Consider the following 19165-nt stretch of genomic DNA (forward strand, 5'->3'; position numbering starts at 1 on the left):
CGATCCCCCGCACGAAGGCGACTTAGCGCGGGAGGGGGACCTCTTCGAGCATCCCCTGCAGGGTCAGCAGGAGGGCATTAGCCGCCTCACTGTCGAGGTCAGCCGAGGGGGTGCGCTGCAGGATGACGAGCAGGTTCCCCGACTGAAAGAGGCTGAATTGAGCGCCTGGGGGGACAAGCACCAGGTTCACCGGGGCGACCAGGTAGGCGGCGAGTTGTGAGGCTGCTGCCCGCGCGGCGGCGGCATCGGTGAACGAGATAGCGACCAGCGGGATGCCGTTCGGGTCGCGGCTTGAGGCGGCGCGAACCACCGTTCGGGGGAGGCTGTTCATCTCTGGCGGGAGTGGCGGACGCACATCGGCGCTGTTCAGAATGGGCCCGAGCCCTGCAGCGGTCACCACCGAAACGAGGAGCCCCTCCGCCTGTGCCGCCTCTGCGGAGCTACGGGCCGTGGGCGCCGCCGATGCGGCCGGACCCTGCGGCTCGGCGGTGGGTCCGCCGCCCGACAAGAAGCTAAAGATCGCCATGCCGCCGACCAGCACGATCACCGTGCGGTACGGGAAGCCTCGCTTGCGCGTGACTGGTGCTTCGCTCATCCCGGTGGCCACGCTAGTTGTCGCCCAGCGAGCAGGTGATGGTGCAGATGCTCGATCGCTTGGCCGCCCTCAACTCCGACGTTACTGACGAGGCGCCAGCCCCGGTTGCCGTAGCCAGCCTCTACGGCAATCTCTTGCGCTATGTGATGCATGCGCGCCAAGAGCGCCCCGTGGGCCGCGGTGTCGCGAAGGTCGGCGGCAGAGCCAATATGTTCGCGCGGCAGGATCAACACATGCAACGGCGCCTGCGGCGCAATGTCGTCGAAGGCGACCACAAGATCCGAGCTGTGTCGCTGCGTGCTCGGGATCTCACCGGCGATAATCTTGCAGAAGAGGCAGTCACTCATGGTGCGAGTGTAGCGCGACCATCGGAGAATTCTGCGGCGACCCACTCCCCCTCCTCCCAGCGTTCAACGAGCGTTGCGCCCGCAGCCTGCAGTGCAGCAATTGCCTCATCGGCACGCGTGGTGAACATGCCGCTGGTGAGGAGTCTGCCGCCCGACGCCATCGCGCCGACGAGGAGCGGGGCGAGTTCAATGTGGAGCGTGGCAACAAGGTTCGCCATTACCAGCGGTGCCGGCCCGCTGATGGGGAGCGAGCCCAATTGAATTGTCACGCGCTCCGCGACGCCGTTACGCGCCGCATTCTCGGTGGCAGCGGCAACAGAGAGCGGATCAATGTCGACGCCGGTGCCGTGTGATGCGCCAAGGGCGATCGCCGCGAGCAGAAGAATGCCGCTTCCCGTTCCCACATCGAGCACGCCTGCGCCACTCCTTGGGAGCTCGCCGAGTCGGCCCGCGGCACTCCAGCGTTCCAAGCCGATCAGGGCGAGGCGAGACGTTGGGTGAAGCCCCGTGCCAAACGCCTGACCTGGATCAATGGTGACAATGGCCTCGCCAGGGGCGGCGGTGTGCTCGCGCCACGGGGGGCGCACCACGATGCGGCCCACGCGCAAGATGGGGAACTCGGCGCGCCAGCTTGTTGCCCACTCTTCGGCGGGGATCGGTCGCGCCAGCAGCGGCCCAATGCTGCGAAGACCAACGCCACCACTTGAGAAAGCAGTGAAGCGCTCTAGCTCCGTTATCAGCGCGTCAGTGGCGGCGCGGTTGCTGGCAGTGTCGGGAAGCCAGGCGCGAATGCGTACTGGTGCGATCGGGTCAAATACCGGGCCAAGTGCGTCGCCTTCGATTGCTGGTGACGTAGCGGGTTCGGCACTCGTGCCAGCGGGGGCGAGACGTCCGAGTCGCTCGCTGACCGCTTCGGCGGCTTCGGGATCACATTCGATGCTGAGTTCGAGCCAGCCGTCGGTGCTCAGTGTTGATCCTCGCCACTCGCCTTGGCGTAGGCCTCCAGCGCCTTACGCTGATCGCCGCTCAACCTCTTCGGCACCTCAATCACAATGTGGATCAGCAGATCGCCACGCTGGCTTGGACGCCGCACATTTGGTGCGCCGCGACCCTTCAGGCGTAACACCTCGTTCGGCTGTGTCCCTGATTTGATCTCGATCTCCTCTTCGCCTTCGGCGGTCGGCACAACCACGCGTGCGCCGAGCGCCGCCTGTGAGATCGAGAGTGGAACTTCGGTGGTGAGGTTGATGCCGTCGCGCACCAGCTGCGCATGCTCCTTCACTTCGATGACGACGTAGAGATTGCCTGCGGGACCGCCGCGACGACCCGGCTCACCCTGGCCGCTCAGTCGAATCTGCGTGCCGTCATCAACGCCGGGTGGAATCTCCACATGTAGTCGCTTGGAGCCGTTGAGTCGACCTTCGCCGCGACAGGTTGGGCACTGCCTCTCAATGATGCGCCCCTCACTGCCGCACTTGGCGCACGGCGCCTCAACCGCCATCTGGCCAAGCATCGTTTGGCGCACGGTGCGCACTGAGCCGCGCCCGCCGCAACCGTCGCACTCTTTGGTTCCTGAGCCCTTGGCGGCTCCACTCCCCGCGCAGCCATCGCAGTTGACCTTCATCTTCAAGTCGAGGTCGCGAGTGCCGCCGCGAATAGATTCGCTGAACTCCACGCGCAGGTCGTAGCGCATGTCGTCTCCAGGAGGCGGGCCGCTGCGTCGCGCGCTGCGACCGGCGCCACCAAAGAACCCTTCAAAGAGGTCTTCAATGCCACCGCCGCCGAATCCACCCTGGTAGCCACCTGGGAATCCACCGGGGAATCCACCAGCTCCGCCGCCGCCTGGGCCGCCAGCCCCACCGCCAACGCCGGCCTCGCCGAACTGGTCGTAGCGCGCGCGTTGCCCCGCGTCGGAAAGCACCTGATAGGCGTCGTTGATCTCCTTGAATTTCGCCGCGGCGTCATGCGCCTTCGAAACGTCGGGGTGGTGCTTCTGGGCCGCCTTGCGGAAGGCCTTCTTAATGTCGTCAGCACTCGCCCCCTTCGGAACGCCGAGGATCGCGTAGAGGTCGCGTGCCACGTCGCGCCTACTTCAGCAGCAGCACGCCGAGTCGGCGTACCGCATGGCGATAGCCAATGAAGCTGATCGCCGAGAGATAGGCGATGTCGACCAGCATGAACAGGTTGAGATCGCCGAAGCAGAGCGAGCGCACCAGGTGCGTGCCGCGCGTGAGTGGTGAGAGCTCCACGATCCAGCGCAGCGCCCCTGGGTAGATCTCCACCGGGTAGAAGGTTGCCGAGAAGAGGAAGAGCGGCGTCAAGACGATAAAGAGGAAGTCGAAGTCTTTCCAACTGCGCATGTGCGTGGTGATGGCGAAGCCTGCGGCGCCGAATGAGAAGCCGATGAAAATCACCGCCACCGGCGCGAGCAGCGCGAGTGGCGACTGCACCAGGCCGAAAGCGATCATCACCACGAGGAAGGCGGTGGCGTAGATGACGCCGCGCAGGTTCGACCAGAGCAGCTCTCCCACGGCGAGGTCGCCCACGCCAACCGGAGTGGAGAGAATCGCGTCGTAGACCTTGCCGTACTTCAACTTGTAAAAGATGTTGAACGTGGAGTCGAAGATTGCGCCGTTCATTGCGGCACTCGCAAGGAGTGCGGGGGCAACGAAGGCCGCATAGGGAACCTCGACACCACCGTACGGGATGGTTCCAATGACACCACCAACGCCGTAGCCGATGCCGAGCAAGAAGAAGAGGGGCTCAAAGAAGCCGGTGACGAGGATCGCCCACTGTCGGCGGTAGACGAAGACGTTGCGCTCGAAGACGCTGAAGGCGCGGGGGGCGAGACTGGCGATCACTTCAGCATCCGTTTACGGAAGAGATAGATCGCCGCAATCGTGCCGCCGATCCCCCAGAGCAGCAGTGCGCCAACATGGAACCAGACGAAGGTGACTGGGGTGCCCAGCGCCAGCGAGCGGCTGAGTGCCACGCCGTGAGCGAGCGGGGTGCACCAGGAGAGCACCTGAGCGGCGAATGGCAGATTCTCGATCGGGAAGTAGGTCCCCGAGAAGAAGGCGAGCGGGGTGATGATCAACCGGAAGAGGAAGGCAAAGCCTTGGTCCGATTTCTGCGTCACCGAGAAGGCCGCCATCGGGGCACCGAAAGCGAAGGCGGTGAGCACGGAGACAGCGAGCATGCCAAGCGCTCCGGTGGGGCTGGTCGCAATCCCAGTGATGAGGAGGACCCCCGCAAAGAAGGCCGCGGCGAAGGCAACCTTCCCCACGATGAAGGCGATCGCGCCGACCATGACGTCGGCAGCGTTGAGCGGCGTTGCCACGATGGCGTGATAGATGCGCACCCACGCAACTCGCGCCAAGATCGGCCACGCCGCCTCGCTGGTCGCCAGGTTCATTGCTGAGCTGGCCATCAGTGCTGGGGCGATATATGCGACATAGCTGACTCCACCAGTAATCTCGGCCGCCTTGTCACCGACAAGCACACCGAGTCCGATCCCAAGACCCGCTAACACTACGAGCGGTTCAATGAAGCCACTAAAGACTGAACCCTGCCACTCGCGCCGGTAGACGGAGATCATGTAGCCAACGATGTGTCGCCACCGAGTTGGGTGTGGTGCCGCCTCGCGGATGGCGGCGAGTCGGCTGCGTGTTCGATTCGGAGCGACGCTCGACGCGGCGCTCACTCGTCGAGTGTCCGGCCCGTAAGGCGAAGAAAGACATCCTCCAAACTTGAGCGTCGCACGAGCCAACTCTCGGGATCAAGTCCGTGCTCCAGCGCGCGAGCGTGCGCCGCTTCGCCGTTCTCGCAGCCAACGATGACACGCTCTGCAAGACGCTCGTAGCGATCGCCAATCCCTTCCAGCACCTTCACGTCAATGGATTCAGTGCCATTCGGGAAGCGCAGCTCCAGTACTTCGCGCGATGCGTGTTCAACGATTAGTTGCCGCGGTGAACCCTCGGCGACGATCTTCGCCTGATCCATCACCACCAGTCGATCGCAGAGCTGTTCGGCCTCATCCATGTAGTGCGTGGTCAATACGATCGTGGTGCCACCGCGCTTCAGTCGCTGCAGAGCATCCCAGAGCAGGTGTCGCGCCTGTGGGTCGAGTCCGGTCGTTGGCTCATCGAGCATCAGGACGCGCGGGCTGGCGATCAGTGATCGCGCAATGGAGAGGCGGCGCTTCATGCCGCCCGAAAGTGGCTCCACCTGATCCTTGGCGCGGTCACTCAGCTGGAAGAGTTCAAGGAGTTCATCGGCGCGTGTCGCGATGCTGGGTCGGTCCATGCCGAAGAAGCGACCGAAGATGAGCAGGTTCTCGCGAACCGTCAGCTCCATGTCGAGCGTCTCTTGCTGATGCACGACGCCGATCCGGGCACGAATCTCGGAGCCATGGAGGTCTGGGTCCTGCCCGAAGATCTCGAGGCTTCCCGAGGTGCGCGGCGAGACGCCCGCGATCATGCGCATCGTCGTCGTCTTCCCTGCGCCGTTGGGCCCAAGGAATCCGAAGAACTCGCCGTCACGGACTTCGAAGTCGATGCCAGCAACTGCCGACCGCGCCCCGAAGACCTTCGTCAGGCCTCGGGCGCGGATCAGCGCTGTAGGTTCAGCAGCGGAGTTGGTCATACCCATAGGTTAGACCTCCTTCGCTTCGCCTTCGATCGTCTCCTCGCCGGCAGGGGTCGCTTCGCCGCTCTCGGCACCGTCGGCACCCTCGGCCTGACCCTGCTGGTAGGCGGCGGTGCCGATCTCTGACATGAGTCGCGCGAGCGCCTCGCCCTTCTCCTTCAGGAGCGTCTGGTCCTCACCCTTGAGGGCCTCGCGGACCTCGCCGATGAGCCCTTCCGCTTCGGACTTCTTCGCCGCGTCGACCTTGTCGCCAAGATCGGTGAGCGTCTTCTCCGCCTGGAAGGCAAGGGCTTCGGTCTGATTGCGGAAGTCGATCGCCTCGCGGCGCGCCTTGTCTTCCGCCTCGTGATCCTTCGCCTCGCGCACCATGCGATCAACATCATCCTTGCCGAGCATCGAGCTGCCCGTGATGCGCACCTGCTGCTCCTTGCCCGTCGCGCGATCCTTCGCCTTCACATCGAGGATGCCGTTCGCGTCAATGTCGAACGTCACCTCAACCTGTGGCACGCCGCGCGGTGCGGCGGGGATCCCGGAGAGGATGAACTTACCGAGCGTCTTGTTGTCGGCGGCAAACTCGCGCTCGCCCTGCAGCACATGGATCTCCACCTGCGGCTGGTTGTCGGAGGCCGTCGAGAACGTCTGGCTCTTCGACGTTGGGATCGTCGTGTTGCGCTCGATGAGCTTCGTCATCACGCCACCCAACGTCTCAATGCCGAGCGAGAGCGGCGTCACGTCGAGCAGCAGCACATCCTTGACGTCGCCCGCGAGGACGCCGCCCTGGATTGCGGCGCCGATAGCCACCACCTCGTCAGGGTTCACACCCTTCGACGGCTCCTTGCCACCGAAGAGCGCCTTGACCGCCTCAACAACAGCGGGCATGCGCGTCATGCCACCAACTAGGACGACCTCGTCGATCTCCGACGCCTTGAGACCCGAGTCCTTCAGTGCGGCGAGCACTGGAGCCTTCGTCTTCTCAATCAGGTCGGCAACCAGTGACTCGAGCTTCGCTCGGCTCAGGGTCACCACCACGTGCTTCGGGCCGGTCGCATCGGCCGTGATGTACGGCAGGTTGATCTCGGTCTGGCCCGTGCCAGATAGCTCGATCTTGGCCTTCTCCGCCGCCTCCTTGAGGCGCTGAAGGGCCTGCTGATCCTTCGAAAGGTCGATCCCCTGGTCCTTCTTGAACTCAGCCAGGAGCCAGTCGATGATCCGCTGGTCGAAGTCGTCGCCGCCAAGGTGTGTGTCGCCGTTTGATGACTTCACCTCAAATACGCCGTCGCCAAGCTCCAGGATCGAGATGTCGAACGTTCCGCCACCGAGGTCGTAGACGGCGATCTTCTCTTCCTTCTTCTTGTCGAGACCGTAGGCGAGCGCCGCAGCGGTTGGCTCATTGATGATGCGCTTTACGTCGAGGCCCGCAATTCGGCCGGCATCTTTCGTTGCCTGTCGCTGCGTGTCGTCGAAATAGGCCGGCACCGTAATCACCGCTTCGGTGATCTTCTCGCCGAGAAACGCCTCCGCATCGGCCTTCAGCTTCTGCAAAATCATTGCGGAAATCTCTTGTGGTGAATAGGATCCGCCGTCGACCTTGACCTTGACGCCGTCGCTGCCAGCATCCTTCTCTACAACGTAGGGAACGAGGCCCTTCGTCTTCAACGACTCAACGTCATCAAAACGGCGACCCATGAAACGCTTGATGCTAAAGACGGTGTTTGTTGGATTCGTGACCGCCTGACGCTTCGCCAGCTGGCCAACGAGTCGCTCGCCGCCCTTACCAAACCCGACAACCGATGGAACGGTTCGTCCGCCCTCGGCGGAGCTGATCACCGTTGGCTCACCGCCAACCATGGCGGCAACAACGCTGTTCGTGGTCCCTAGATCGATCCCGATAATCTTTCCCATTTGGTTCTCCTTTACTTACTTGCTTCCAAAATTTTCCAAGTTATGTGGAGCGGTCGCTCCGTTAGTCGTTCGCCACACTCACCACCGCAGGTCGCAGAATTCGGTCACGAATTCGCCACCCCTTTCGATGCTCGGCGATGACTTCGCCGGCGGGCTTGCCGCTCCCAGGGACCTGGGCAATCGCTTCGTGCTCCCGCGGATCGAACTCCTTGCCGATCGATTCAAATGGGGTCACCCCTTCGCTCTCCAAGAGCGCCAGGAGCTTTCGATGGATGGCTGCGACCCCTTCGACCCACGGCTCGGCCGTCAGGTTTGCCGGCACTGCTAAGAGGGCGCGGTCCATGTCGTCGGCCACTCCCAGGGCCTTGATCAGCAGCGACTCGCTCGCCAGCCCGGCCTCGCGCTCGCGTTCCTCGGCGGTGCGGCGGCGGAAGTTGGCAAAGTCGGCGGCGGTGCGCTGGTGGGCGGCGATCTGCTCGTCGCGCTCCAGACGGACGGCGGCAAGCGGATCGAGCTCGGGCGCCTCCTGCTCGGTCGTCTCTGGTTCGGTCGTTGGTTGGGTCATGCGTTCCCCCTTTTGTGCTCAGGAGCCCCTGTTTTAGGGAGGCTTCGTGCGTAAGTTAGCACTCAAAGGATTAGAGTGCTAACTCGCTGACGCGAGAATACGCCGCGGGGCGGCGGGAGTCAAGCGCTAGGCGCGATGGAAGCGGGTGACGAGCTCCGACAGCAGGTGGGCTACGAACTGGACCGAGCCAACCGCCCGCGGGTACGGCATGCGCGTTGGCCCAAGGACCCCCACCACACCGAGCGCCTGCCCGGGAACGCCATATGGGGCAAGGATCAAGGAGACGCCGTGCATCTCAATCGGCACGTTCTCGGTGCCAATGAAGAGGCGCACCTGCCCACCCTGCACCACCTCGTGCACCAGGTTGCCCAAGTAACCGCGCCCTTCGAGTGCGGTGAAGACGTTGCGCACCCGCGAGCTCTCCGCGAACTCGGGGGCCTCCATCACATTGAGGAGGCCGTCGCTATAGACGTGCTCGACCGCCGCATCGTCGATCTCGGCGAGGAGGCGACTGGTGCGCTCCAGCAAGGTCCGCACGATTGCTCGGTTTGGCAGCGACTCGGGGAGGTTCGTGGCGGCGGCGGCAAGTTGCGCCGAACTCTTGTTGAGCACCCTAGCGTTCAGGTAGCTCGCCACCGCGGTGAGGGCATCCTGGTCGGCCCCCTCTGGGAGTGGCAGCAGGGTTGGGCGCACGCTCCCATCGCTGACTACGGCGATCAGGGTGGCGAGGCGATCGGCGGTGCGCACGAGGTCGATGTGACGGAGCTGCGCGGAGGTCGGGCGCATCGGCGTGGCGATCCCCGCTGCGCGCGAAGAGCTCGCCAGCGTGGTGGCGGCGATGCGGAACCACTGGTCGGCGCCCCCTTCGGCCTGGCCGAACTGGTGACGAATCATCAGTTGGTCGACCGGGGTGACCTCGTCAGGGGTGGCGATCTCCACCGCGTAGGTGCGATAGCCAAGGTCGGTCGGGATGCGGCCGGCGGAGGTGTGAGGCTGCATCAAGAGACCGAGCTCTTCAAGTTCAACCAGCACCCCGCGCACGGTCGCGGGCGAGACGCCCAGGTCGTAGCCGTCAGATAGGGCCATCGATCCCACAGGGACAGCCGTGCGGATGTGCTCCTCTACGAGGGCGGCGAGGATGACGCGGGCACGATCGTCCAGGAGTCCGGTACGTCGCTGTCGTCGAACCATGCCCACCTCTTCTCTTGGCACTCGGCAGATGTCGAGTGCCAACTCAGTCTAGGGTGGGAGCGTGTTTGGGTCAAAGGACTAGTATTTGGTCATGTCCAGCTCATTCGCCATTCAAACTCGTGCCCTCACAAAGCACTACGGCCGCACTGGCGAGATCAAGGCGCTCTCCGCTCTAGACCTCGAGATCAGAGAGGGCGAGCTCTTCGGATTCCTCGGTCCAAACGGCGCGGGGAAGAGCACCGCGATTCGCACCCTCCTCGGCTTCCTGCACCCAACCGCCGGCTCCGCCTCGGTGCTCGGCCTCGACATCGTCAAGGACTCAGTCGAGATCCGCCGTCGCGTTGGCTACCTCCCCTCGGGCTTCGCCGTCTACGACTACATGAGCGGCCGCGAGTACCTCGACCACATGCGCGCCTTGAGTGGCCGACCATCACTCCTTCGCCATCGCATCATGGAGGCGCTCGAACTCTCCGACGCAATCTTGAAGCGACCGGTGCGCGACTATAGCCGCGGCATGCGCCAAAAGATTGGCGTGGTGCAGGCGCTTGAGACGGACCCAGAACTGCTGATTCTTGATGAGCCCTCCGAGGGTCTCGACCCGTTGATGCAGCGCTCACTCCAGGAGCTACTCCTTGAGCGCGTCGCCGCCGGTCGCACCGTCTTCTTTAGCAGCCACCTCATCAGCGAGGTAGAGCGCATCTGCAATCGCGTCGCCATCGTGCGCGGCGGCAAACTTGTTGCACTTGAAACGGTGGAGACGCTGGTGCGATTCCAGCGGCGCCGCGTTGATGCGCTTGTCGCGCGCAAGCCAACGCGCCTCACCACACTCGCAGGCGTCTTCGGCGTCAAGGTCGCCCCAGAGGGAAGGGGCGGCTACCGCATCAGCTGCGAAGCAGAGCCCGCAGCCGTACCGAAGCTGGTCGCGCGACTACAAACATCTGACCTGCGCGACCTGCTGGTTGAGGCCGCAAGCCTCGAAGAGGCATTCATGTCGTATTACGGTGATGCGCGACACTTCTCTGGTGCGGTTCAGGTCTTCCCCGAGGTTGCAGAGGTGAAGAGGGCGAAGCCGAAGCCCGCTGCGAAGCGACCAACAGCGAAGCGTGCGCCGGTCAAGAAGACTCGAGCCAAGAAGAGTCCAGCAAAGAATGGCGCAGCCAAGAAGAGGAGCTCCCGATGATCAACGCAACCCTCTTTCGACGGCTGCTGCGCGGCCACCGCATTCGACTCGCTGTCGGGCTCGCTGTGGTGGTGGTCTGGTCGCTCCTCTTCCCCGTGATTTATAAGGCCTTCCAAGACTCCATCGCGGGGAAGCCTACCCTGCCTGGCACAGGCCGCTTCTCGACCCTCGCGGGCACGATCTCCGTGGGGTTCATCCATCCGATTTCGATCGCCCTCTTCGGCATCTTGAGCGCCGGCCTCACCGTCGGCGCCATTTCGGGCGAACGTCAGCGCGGCACCCTTGAACTTCTGCTGAGCCGTCCGCTCAGCCGCCGCACGGTCCTCGCCACCATGTTGATTGAAGGCTGGGTCGGGGCAGCGCTTGTCTCACTCGCCTATGTCGGCGGCACCATCGTCGGCGCACAGATCGCCGGAGTCACCGACCAGCTCGCCTTTGATCAACTGCCAATTCTCTGGGCCTACGGCGCGCTCTTCTGGGGAATGTTCGCCACGATCGGCATCGCCACGAGTGGCAGCTTTGATCGAACTGCCCCCGCAATGGCGATCACCGTCTCTTTTATCATGCTGAACTACATCATTGAGGTGATCGGCTCGTTCTGGGATGTTGTGAAGCCGTACCAATACCTCTCACTGTTCAACCACTTCTCGCCAGTGGACCTGCTGAATGGCACCGTCGATAGTTCCGCTGCTCTCATTTTTGCGGCGATAGCCGTGATCGCAGCTGGCTGGGCTTTTTACATCTTCCCGCGCCGTGACCTCGCCGCGCCAAACTGATTCGCATCGCGCGTTGGCGCGAGGCTCGCTACACGATTCGCGAGAAGAGTTCGTTGCTCAGTAGGCGGCCGCGCAGCGTCAGCTGAATGCGTGACGCATCCGACGGATGTGGTGCAAGCAGGCCGTTGGATTCGCCCCAAGTAATTGCCTCACTGAATCCATCGCGCACGGCGGCATCGCGTTCCACACCGCGCGCCATGCGCAGCGCAAGAACCAAGCCCTCTGCGGCACCTGCAGCGCCGCTCTCGGCGGGCGATTCACCACCTGGTGGAAGTTCTTCCTGCTGAAGTGCGCCCTCCCAGGCGTCGAGGTTCGCGGAGTTCCAGCGGCGCGTGGCGCCATCAAACGCGTGAGCGCCTGGGCCAACGGCGGCAACGCTGGCGCGCTCCCAGTAGAGGGTGTTGTGCCGCGATGCGTGGCCAGTTGTTGCCCAGTTGCTGATCTCGTACCAGTCGTAACCGGCAACGGGGAGGCGGCTATTGAGGTGCTCGAGCTCCAGCGCGCCGCGCTCTTCGTCTTGGGCGGCGGCGGCTCGCTCCCGCCAGGCGACCGCGCCCGCGGGGGTGGCGAGGCGGTCGTCGCCAGACTCATCGGAGCCGAGGCTGAGGGTGAGGGCGTAGACGCTGAGGTGATCAGGGGCGAGGTCGATCGCCGCGTCAAGGCTCGCCGCCCAGGCGTCAAAGGGCAGGTCGGGCAGATCGGCGAGCAGGTCCATGGAGATACTGGCGAACCCTGCGGCTCGGGCGGCGGCAATCGTCGCCATCACGTCTTCGGGGGTGTGGCGACGGCCGAGGGAGCGGAGGGCGGTCGTATCCATCACCTGCACGCCGACGCTGAGCCGGGTGACGCCAGCCTGCACAACACCGGCCAGATCTCCCCGCTCGTCGGCACCCGGGTTCGCCTCGAGGGTCACCTCGGCGTCGGGGGTGAGTCCAAAGCGGTCGCGAATGCGATCAATGAGCGCGGCCAGTCGATCGGTAGGGAGCAGCGATGGGGTGCCGCCACCGAGATAGAGCGTCTCAAGCGGCTGGCGATCTGCAGAGCCGAGGCTGCCGAACAGCGTGTCGGCTAGCTTCGCGCGCAGATCAATCTCTTGTTCGACTGCGTTGAGATACCCGCCCATGCGCGAGCGCGGGCCGAAGGCTGCGGCACCAGCAACGACGACAAAGTCACAGTACGGACACAGCGAACGACAGAAGGGCACATGCAGATAGAGTCCGCGCGGCGGAGCGGGCTGCGCGCCCAACGTCACGTTAATCCGCGTCGGTGCGCAAGACCGCGAGGAAGGCCTCTTGCGGAATCTCAACGGAGCCGACGCGCTTCATGCGCTCCTTACCCTCTTTCTGCTTCTCGAGCAGCTTCTTCTTTCGGGTGATGTCGCCGCCGTAGCACTTTGCGAGCACGTTCTTACGAACTGCCTTTACCGTCTCGCGCGCAATCACGGTGCCGCCGATCGCCGCCTGGATCGGCACCTCAAACATCTGGCGCGGAATGAGATCCTTCAGCTTCGCTGCAAGGACACGGCCGGCACTCTGCGCGCGGTCACGATGGATGATGGTGCTGAGCGCATCTACCGGTTCGCCGTTCACGAGAATGTCGAGCTTCACGAGGGGCGCAACCCGATACTCGGATTCGGTGTAATCCAACGACGCGTATCCCTTTGTGCGGCTCTTCAGCTGGTCGAAGTAGTCAACGATTAGTTCGGCGAGCGGAATCTGGAAGCGCATCACCACGCGCTTCTCGTCGAGATACTCCATGCCGTCAAAGATGCCGCGCTTGTCGGTGGAGAGCTCCATGATCGTGCCGATGTAGGTCGATGGGGTTACCACCGAGGCGGCGACCCAAGGCTCGCGAATCTCGTCGATATGATTTGGGCTCGGCAGCTGGGCGGGGTTGTTAATTCGCATCTCCCCCTTGCCGCCACTGAGCATCACCTGGTACTTGCAGGAGGGGGCTGAAGCGATCAGCTGCAGGTTGAACTCACGCTCGAGTCGTTCCTGCACGATCTCCATGTGCAGGAGGCCGAGGAAGCCACAGCGGAAGCCGAAGCCGAGTGCAGCCGACGACTCCGCCTCAAAGGTGAAGCTGGCGTCGTTGAGGTGCAACTTCTCAAGCGCTTCGCGCAACGCGGGGTAATCCTCGCCACCCAGCGGATATAGGCCGGCGAAGACGAGCGGCAGCGCAACCTGGTAACCAGGGAGCGGTTCGGTGGCGGGACTCGTTTGCGATGTGACCGTGTCGCCAACGCGCGCGTCGCGCACGCTCTTGAGACCCGTGGCGATGTAGCCGACCTCACCCGCGACCAACTCTTGCACCGGCACGTGTTGCGGTCGGAAGTAGCCGAGTTCGACTGGAACGCAGGTGACACCAGAGCCCATCATCTGAATCGGATCGCCCGCCTTGAGTCGCCCCTCTTGTACGCGGATGTAGTTCACCACCCCCTTGTACGTGTCGTAGTGGGAGTCGAAGACGAGGGCCCGCAGCGGCGCGTCGAGTGGGCCGCTCGGCGCTGGGATGCGCGCAACAAGCGCCTCAAGAATTTCGGCGATACCGATGCCCGCCTTCGCTGAGGCGAGAATCACCTCTTCTCGTGGAATGGCGAGTGAGTCTTCGAGCTCACCCATCACCATCTCGGGGTCGGCGGCGGGGAGATCGATCTTGTTGAGCACCGGGATGATCACCAGGCCGAGCTTCATCGCCAGGTGCACGTTGGCCAGCGTCTGCGCTTCGATCCCTTGGCTCGCATCAACGACCAGGATTGCGCCGTCGCAGGCCTGCAGGCTTCGTGAGACCTCATAGGCGAAGTCAACGTGGCCAGGGGTGTCGATCAGGTTGAGGCCGTAGGTGAGGCCATCATTCGCCACGTAGTCCAGGCGCACCGCGCGTGCCTTGATCGTGATCCCCTTCTCGCGCTCCAGGTCCATGGAGTCGAGCATCTGCGAGGTCATCAGCCGAGCCTCCACCGTGTGGGTCGCCTCGAGCAGGCGGTCGGCCAGGGTCGACTTTCCATGGTCGATGTGCGCGATGATGCTGAAGTTGCGCAGCCGAGACTGCGGGATGGTGCTCATGACCTAAGGATCGCACGCTCTCGCCAGCGCCGCCCAAGGGCGCCAGGAGCGGAGCGTGGCGGAGCCTCTGCTACGATCGCCCGACGGCTCAACCGAGCCCCAGAAGCTGATGGAGTGACCAATGGGAAAGACCCCACGTACGTACAAGGGTGCACGAACACCACAGTCGCTAAAAGAGGTTCGCGCCTCTGCCCGCCGCAACGCGGTGCAGCAGCCACAGCGAACCGCCGCCAAGAGCCTCGTCGCGAAGGCGCTCGAGATCATCACGGGCCAGACTCAAGGCGACACCGCCGCCGCCGTCAACAAGGCGTCGAGCGCCCTTGACCGCGCCGCGAAGCACGGTGCCATCCACAAGAACGCTGCAGCCCGACGCAAGTCGCGCCTCGCCAAGAAGGCTGCCATGGCGGCTGCCGCTGGCGGCGTGATGCCGAAGGTCGTCAACAAGAAGAAGTCGGCACCGAAGAAGGTCGCCGCACCAAAGGCTGAGGCTGCCGCTGCAAAGCCGGTTGCCAAGAAGGCGGCTGTAAAGAAGCCAGCCGCCAAGAAGCCTGCCGCCAAGAAGGCGACGCCAAAAGCCTAAGCGAACGAATCGATCGACCGCCCGCTGCGCTCTGCGCAGTGTGGCGGGACGACGATTAGGAGACCGGCTCCTCGCGCTTCACGCGTGGAGCACTCGGCCAGTAGAAGAGCCCACCCAACAACGCGAAGAGTGTCGTGCCGCCGATTAGCAGTCGCGCAGTCCCCATCTGACCATCCCAATACCAGTCGGTGAATGACGCCACATCAGTAATGCCCGCCTCAGCGAGCGCGGCCTCACCGCCATCGGCACCCTGGTAGCGCACGTAAACGCACTCTGGACCCGCTTTGCATTTGAAAGAGCCGCCCTGCTTCTCGTCGCGGTAGCCAGGATCAAGCGAGAAGAAGAAGAGCTTCACCGCAAGGAAGAGCGCAGCAAAGGTGACGGCGGTGATTGCACCACTCCAACCTGCATTCGCAAAGATGCGACCGGGGCGACCACGCAGCTGACCGGCGCGTTGATTCCCGTACCAGCCGATGAGAAGTCCCGAGAGCGGCGCGAAGACGATATAGGCGGGATCGATCGGGATCACCATCAAGAAGCTCACCGCAACGGTGAGCGCCATGCCGATACCAACAAAGGCAGCGACCGTTGCGCCGCGATCCACAAAGCGGCTCATGCGTGGGTCACGTGCGAGAAGGCGCTACGGCCAGCATAGATCGCTCGTGCGCCGAGCTGCTCTTCGATGCGCAAGAGTCGGTTCAGTTTGGCGACGCGCTCCGAGCGTGATGGAGCGCCAGTCTTGATCTGCCCTGCGTTCGTGGCCACGGCAAGGTCGGCGATGGTGGTGTCTTCTGTTTCACCGGAGCGGTGACTCAAGATGCTCGCCCACCCAGCGCCGCGCGCTAGGGTGATCGCATCGAGGGTTTCGGTCAGGGTGCCGATCTGGTTGGGCTTTACCAGTAGCGCGTTAGCGGCGCCGGCATCAATGGCACGTTCAATACGGTGGGTGTTTGTCACCAGTAGGTCGTCGCCCACGATCTGCACCTTGCCGCCGATGCGCGCGGTCAGTGCCTCCCATCCGCTCCAGTCATCTTCGGCGAGGCCATCTTCAATGCTGATGATTGGATACTTCGACGCCCAACTCGCCCAGAGATCAACAAGCGCACCGCTCTCTAGGGTGCGCCCTTCGCGCTCCAGCTTGTAGTGGCCGTTCGGCTGTAGCAGCTCTGTCGCGGCAGCATCGATCGCAATGGCAATCTCATCGCCCGGTCGATACCCAGCCGCCTCAATCGCGGTCATCAGCACATCAAGCGCCGCCTCGTTCGATGGCAAGCTCGGCGCGAATCCACCCTCATCACCCTGTCCGGTTGCAAGGCCGCGATCGTGCAGGTTCTTGCGGAGTGCGGCGAAGACCTCAGCGCCAGCACGCAGTGCATCGCGATAGGTGGCGGCGCCAACAGGAACCACCATGAACTCCTGGAAATCGGTGGAGTTTTCGGCATGCTTGCCGCCATTAAGGATGTTGAGCAGCGGCACGGGGAGCTTCACTGCGGCGTCGCCGCCGAGTTCGTACCAGAGCTCGTGGCCGTGCAGCGCGGCGCGCGCGTGGGCGGCGGCGAGTGAGACACCGAGGATGGCGTTCGCGCCGAGTCGACCCTTGGCGGGCGTGCTGTCAAGGGCGATGAGTGCCGCATCGAGTGCACGCTGGTCAAGAACCGTCGTGCCGTTAATCGCCTGCGCGATCTCGCCGTTCACGGCGGCAACGGCGCCGAGGACCCCCTTGCCGCCAAATCGGTGCTTATCGCCATCGCGAAGCTCAACCGCCTCGTGTGCGCCAGTAGAGGCGCCAGATGGAACAGCGGCGCGACCGCGCGCGCCGCCGGTGAGCGCTAAGTCCACCTCAACGGTCGGGTTGCCGCGTGAGTCGAGAATCTCGCGTGCATGAATCGTGGCGATACGGTCGCTCATGCCAGTGTGTCGCTCTCGTCGTCCTCGTCATCCAACGCGGATGGCTTGATGATCGGTTTCGGCTTTGTTGGTGCGCGCTTCGCCGCCGCCTTGCCACCCGGCTTAACGGGCGACACGTAGACGATTGGCAGCGTCTCGTACGGCGAGCCGGCGGTTGGCACCACGGCGAGGCCTGGCAGGTCGCGCCCCTCAAGGAACTCCAGCGAGGCGCCGCCACCGGTAGAGAGGTGCGTCATCTTCTCGGCGAGGCCTAGTTGACGCAGGGCGGCGATGCTGTCGCCACCGCCAACCACCACAGTCGCGCCTGCGTCCGCCTTCTCAGCGGCAACCTTGGCAAGCTCGCGGGTGGCCACCGCAAACGATGGGATCTCGAAGACGCCGAGTGGTCCGTTCCACAAGATGGTCTTGATTGGCACGAGCGCCTCGCGAATCGCAGTAATGGAGTTTGGTCCAAGGTCAACCATATGCCAGCTCGCTGGGAGCTTGTCGGCGGAGACCACCTTGAACTCGGTGCCGCGCGTGACCTCTTTTGCCACCACGCCATCAACTGGGAGGAGCACGCGTACGCCGCGGTCTTGCGCCAGCTTCAGGATGCGTCGTGCATCGTCGACCATCTTTGACTCATAGAGGCTCTTGCCAACACTTCGGCCAGAGGCGACAAGGAACGTATTCGCGACACCACCGCCAAGGATCAGAAGGTCTACCTTCTTGATCAGCGCCTCAAGGACGGCCACCTTGCCCGAGACCTTGCCACCGCCAACGATCGCGGCGAATGGTCGCGCCGGCTTGTCGAGCAGATTCGATAGCGCCTCCACCTCTTGCTCCATGAGCAGGCCAACGTACGACGGCAGGTAGGCGGCGACGCCGACGGTGCTGGCGTGGGCGCGGTGCGCCGCACCGAATGCGTCGTTCACGAAGACATCGCCGTACGAGGCGAGTCGCTCCGCAAAGGCTGGATCATTGCGCTCCTCACCAGCGTGGAAGCGGACGTTCTCGAGAAGAAGCAGCTCACCTGGTCGCAAGCGCCGCACGGCATCGTCGGTGCCAACTCCAAGCGCATCACCGGTGGTGGGCACATTGACGCGAACGAGTTGGGTGAGTCGCTCTGCTGCGGGTCGCAGGCGCAGGCCATCAACAACGCGACCATCAGGTCGGCCAAGGTGCGACATGATCACGATCGATGCGCCGCCATCAAGGAGCGCCTTGATCGTTGGCACCGCCGCACGAATGCGCGAGTCGTCAACGATCTTCCCGTCGGAGAGCGGCACATTGAAATCGACGCGCAGCAGCACGCGCTGGCCCTGCATGTTGAGCTCGCGAATCGTGCGCTTCCCTGACGCCGAGATGAGCTCTTGTGCCAGAAGGCGCGGGCCGGTCTGCTGCGGAGCCGGGCGCGGAATTGGGCGTGGGACTAGTCGTACCTGCGTCGCGGTCAACATGGCCCCGCCCACCTTGATCGTGGCCTTGACGTTGGGGCGATTCGCTGGTCGGCTCGGAGCCGTTGGTGGCGCGCCGGTCGGTCGCGGCTGCCCGTTTGAGCCCGTGATCGTCGGCTTCACCTGCGGTCGATTGGCTGGGCGACTTGAAGCGAGCATCGCCCCCGCCGGCTTTTGTGGCGGCGCCCCGCTCGCGCTCTTGGCAGGAGTGGCGGCCGCGAGCTTTGGGTTTGGCTTCGCGGCGACCAGCTTTACCGCTGGCTTCGGGGCAACCTGCTTTGCCGCGGGCTTTGCGGCAGGCTTTGCCACCGGCGTAGCGCCGCCACCGATAAGCCTTGCGAGCAGCCCCTTCTTCTCAGGCATGCGTCGCCACGTAACGCACCAGGTCGGCAATGCGACAGCTGTAGCCCCACTCGTTGTCGTACCAGGTGACGATCTTCACGAACTTATCGCCGACCATCATCGTGCTGAGGGTGTCAATAATCGACGAACGGGTGTCGCCCTTGTAGTCCGACGAAACCAGCGGCTCGTCGGAGACGCCGAGGATGCCCGCCATCGGTCCCGCCTCTGCGGCGCGGAATGCGGCGTGGATCGCCTCGATGCTTGCCGATCGTTCCAGCTCTGCGGTGAAGTCCACGATGCTCACCGTTGGGGTTGGGACGCGAATGCTGTAGCCACCGAAGCGGCCTTCAAGTTCTGGAATGACGCGCGCGATCGCCGCCGCGGCACCCGTCGACGCTGGCACAAGGTTGAGCGCTGCGGCACGCGCGCGACGCGGGTCGCTGTGTGCAACATCAAGGATGCGCTGGTCATTGGTGTAGCTGTGGATGGTGGTCATCAACGCACGCGCAATCCCCCAGCCATCAGAGATGACTTTCGCCGCGGGGGCGAGGCAGTTCGTGGTGCAGCTGGCATTCGAGATGATGTGGTGCTTCGCTGGGTCGTACTGCTTCTCGTTCACGCCCATCAC

General features: G+C 63.8%; 19 protein-coding genes. 3 read left to right on the forward strand and 16 right to left on the reverse strand.

Annotated elements, in window-relative coordinates; translation table 11 throughout:
* Nucleotides 1-22 precede the first annotated feature (22 nt).
* From AC3LCN_RS03995 to hrcA, 10 genes are all read right to left on the reverse strand, one after another.
* Nucleotides 23-595 (reverse strand): hypothetical protein, encoded by a 573-nt coding sequence (locus tag AC3LCN_RS03995; RefSeq protein WP_488648799.1) that lies wholly within the window; start codon nucleotides 593-595, stop codon nucleotides 23-25.
* The gene (locus tag AC3LCN_RS04000; RefSeq protein ID WP_488648800.1) at nucleotides 592-942 is read right to left on the reverse strand and encodes an HIT domain-containing protein; all 351 of its coding nucleotides are present in this window, start codon (nucleotides 940-942) and stop codon (nucleotides 592-594) included. The genes AC3LCN_RS03995 and AC3LCN_RS04000 overlap by 4 nt, the downstream gene beginning before the upstream one ends.
* Nucleotides 939-1910 carry a 50S ribosomal protein L11 methyltransferase gene (locus tag AC3LCN_RS04005; protein ID WP_488648816.1) on the reverse strand — a complete coding sequence of 324 codons (972 nt, stop codon included), beginning with the start codon at nucleotides 1908-1910 and terminating at the stop codon, nucleotides 939-941. The genes AC3LCN_RS04000 and AC3LCN_RS04005 overlap by 4 nt, the downstream gene beginning before the upstream one ends.
* Nucleotides 1907-3022 carry a molecular chaperone DnaJ gene (gene dnaJ, locus AC3LCN_RS04010; RefSeq protein WP_488648801.1) on the reverse strand — a complete coding sequence of 372 codons (1116 nt, stop codon included), beginning with the start codon at nucleotides 3020-3022 and terminating at the stop codon, nucleotides 1907-1909. Before dnaJ ends, AC3LCN_RS04005 begins: the two co-directional genes overlap by 4 nt.
* 7 nt (nucleotides 3023-3029) lie before the next feature.
* Nucleotides 3030-3803 carry an ABC transporter permease gene (locus tag AC3LCN_RS04015; RefSeq protein ID WP_488648802.1) on the reverse strand — a complete coding sequence of 258 codons (774 nt, stop codon included), beginning with the start codon at nucleotides 3801-3803 and terminating at the stop codon, nucleotides 3030-3032.
* A complete protein-coding gene (locus AC3LCN_RS04020; RefSeq protein WP_488648803.1) occupies nucleotides 3800-4645 on the reverse strand; it encodes an ABC transporter permease in 846 nt (281 codons plus the stop codon). The genes AC3LCN_RS04015 and AC3LCN_RS04020 overlap by 4 nt, the downstream gene beginning before the upstream one ends.
* Entirely contained in the window at nucleotides 4642-5586 is a 945-nt protein-coding gene (locus tag AC3LCN_RS04025; protein WP_488648804.1) for an ABC transporter ATP-binding protein, read from the reverse strand. The genes AC3LCN_RS04020 and AC3LCN_RS04025 overlap by 4 nt, the downstream gene beginning before the upstream one ends.
* 9 nt (nucleotides 5587-5595) lie before the next feature.
* Entirely contained in the window at nucleotides 5596-7491 is a 1896-nt protein-coding gene (dnaK, locus tag AC3LCN_RS04030) for a molecular chaperone DnaK (RefSeq protein ID WP_488648805.1), read from the reverse strand.
* Between the two features lie 61 nt (nucleotides 7492-7552).
* Complete coding sequence (locus AC3LCN_RS04035) at nucleotides 7553-8056, reverse strand: nucleotide exchange factor GrpE (RefSeq protein ID WP_488648806.1); 504 nt, start codon at nucleotides 8054-8056, stop codon at nucleotides 7553-7555.
* 126 nt (nucleotides 8057-8182) lie between these two features.
* The gene (gene hrcA, locus AC3LCN_RS04040) at nucleotides 8183-9247 is read right to left on the reverse strand and encodes a heat-inducible transcriptional repressor HrcA (RefSeq protein WP_488648807.1); all 1065 of its coding nucleotides are present in this window, start codon (nucleotides 9245-9247) and stop codon (nucleotides 8183-8185) included.
* 91 nt (nucleotides 9248-9338) lie between these two features.
* Between hrcA and AC3LCN_RS04045 the strand changes: the two genes are divergently transcribed.
* Nucleotides 9339-10427 (forward strand): ABC transporter ATP-binding protein, encoded by a 1089-nt coding sequence (locus AC3LCN_RS04045; protein ID WP_488648808.1) that lies wholly within the window; start codon nucleotides 9339-9341, stop codon nucleotides 10425-10427.
* The gene (locus AC3LCN_RS04050) at nucleotides 10424-11203 is read left to right on the forward strand and encodes an ABC transporter permease (protein ID WP_488648809.1); all 780 of its coding nucleotides are present in this window, start codon (nucleotides 10424-10426) and stop codon (nucleotides 11201-11203) included. The genes AC3LCN_RS04045 and AC3LCN_RS04050 overlap by 4 nt, the downstream gene beginning before the upstream one ends.
* A gap of 28 nt (nucleotides 11204-11231) precedes the next feature.
* On the opposite strand, the gene AC3LCN_RS04055 is transcribed toward AC3LCN_RS04050, so the two are convergent.
* Together AC3LCN_RS04055 and lepA are read right to left on the reverse strand one after the other, a co-directional pair.
* Entirely contained in the window at nucleotides 11232-12407 is a 1176-nt protein-coding gene (locus AC3LCN_RS04055; protein ID WP_488648810.1) for a coproporphyrinogen-III oxidase family protein, read from the reverse strand.
* 49 nt (nucleotides 12408-12456) lie between these two features.
* Nucleotides 12457-14271 carry a translation elongation factor 4 gene (gene lepA / locus AC3LCN_RS04060; RefSeq protein WP_488648811.1) on the reverse strand — a complete coding sequence of 605 codons (1815 nt, stop codon included), beginning with the start codon at nucleotides 14269-14271 and terminating at the stop codon, nucleotides 12457-12459.
* Between the two features lie 121 nt (nucleotides 14272-14392).
* On the opposite strand from lepA, the gene rpsT reads away from it, so the two are divergent.
* Nucleotides 14393-14851 carry a 30S ribosomal protein S20 gene (gene rpsT, locus AC3LCN_RS04065; protein WP_488648812.1) on the forward strand — a complete coding sequence of 153 codons (459 nt, stop codon included), beginning with the start codon at nucleotides 14393-14395 and terminating at the stop codon, nucleotides 14849-14851.
* 55 nt (nucleotides 14852-14906) lie between these two features.
* On the opposite strand, the gene AC3LCN_RS04070 is transcribed toward rpsT, so the two are convergent.
* The 4 genes from AC3LCN_RS04070 to AC3LCN_RS04085 all read right to left on the reverse strand — a co-directional run.
* A complete protein-coding gene (locus AC3LCN_RS04070) occupies nucleotides 14907-15467 on the reverse strand; it encodes a hypothetical protein (protein WP_488648813.1) in 561 nt (186 codons plus the stop codon).
* A complete protein-coding gene (gene eno, locus AC3LCN_RS04075; RefSeq protein WP_488648814.1) occupies nucleotides 15464-16759 on the reverse strand; it encodes a phosphopyruvate hydratase in 1296 nt (431 codons plus the stop codon). Before eno ends, AC3LCN_RS04070 begins: the two co-directional genes overlap by 4 nt.
* Nucleotides 16756-18105 (reverse strand): phosphoglycerate kinase, encoded by a 1350-nt coding sequence (locus AC3LCN_RS04080; protein WP_488648817.1) that lies wholly within the window; start codon nucleotides 18103-18105, stop codon nucleotides 16756-16758. The genes eno and AC3LCN_RS04080 overlap by 4 nt, the downstream gene beginning before the upstream one ends.
* Nucleotides 18106-18550: 445 nt before the next feature.
* Nucleotides 18551-19165: type I glyceraldehyde-3-phosphate dehydrogenase (locus AC3LCN_RS04085; protein WP_488648815.1), on the reverse strand; the 615-nt coding region annotated here is incomplete at its 5' end.

Origin of the sequence: Candidatus Limnocylindrus sp. (assembly GCF_040397215.1) — a bacterium.
Classification (GTDB): Bacteria; Chloroflexota; Limnocylindria; order Limnocylindrales; family Limnocylindraceae; genus Limnocylindrus.

Bases quoted from the DNA above. Each gene is read 5' to 3' on its own strand.
- AC3LCN_RS03995 (WP_488648799.1), bottom strand. From the start codon at position 595: ATGAGCGAAGCACCAGTCACGCGCAAGCGAGGCTTCCCGTACCGCACG.
- AC3LCN_RS04000 (WP_488648800.1), bottom strand. From the start codon at position 942: ATGAGTGACTGCCTCTTCTGCAAGATTATCGCCGGTGAGATCCCGAGC.
- AC3LCN_RS04025 (WP_488648804.1), bottom strand. From the start codon at position 5,586: ATGACCAACTCCGCTGCTGAACCTACAGCGCTGATCCGCGCCCGAGGC.
- dnaK (WP_488648805.1), bottom strand. From the start codon at position 7,491: ATGGGAAAGATTATCGGGATCGATCTAGGGACCACGAACAGCGTTGTT.
- AC3LCN_RS04035 (WP_488648806.1), bottom strand. From the start codon at position 8,056: ATGACCCAACCAACGACCGAACCAGAGACGACCGAGCAGGAGGCGCCC.
- hrcA (WP_488648807.1), bottom strand. From the start codon at position 9,247: ATGGTTCGACGACAGCGACGTACCGGACTCCTGGACGATCGTGCCCGC.
- AC3LCN_RS04045 (WP_488648808.1), top strand. From the start codon at position 9,339: ATGTCCAGCTCATTCGCCATTCAAACTCGTGCCCTCACAAAGCACTAC.
- AC3LCN_RS04050 (WP_488648809.1), top strand. From the start codon at position 10,424: ATGATCAACGCAACCCTCTTTCGACGGCTGCTGCGCGGCCACCGCATT.
- lepA (WP_488648811.1), bottom strand. From the start codon at position 14,271: ATGAGCACCATCCCGCAGTCTCGGCTGCGCAACTTCAGCATCATCGCG.
- rpsT (WP_488648812.1), top strand. From the start codon at position 14,393: ATGGGAAAGACCCCACGTACGTACAAGGGTGCACGAACACCACAGTCG.
- AC3LCN_RS04070 (WP_488648813.1), bottom strand. From the start codon at position 15,467: ATGAGCCGCTTTGTGGATCGCGGCGCAACGGTCGCTGCCTTTGTTGGT.
- eno (WP_488648814.1), bottom strand. From the start codon at position 16,759: ATGAGCGACCGTATCGCCACGATTCATGCACGCGAGATTCTCGACTCA.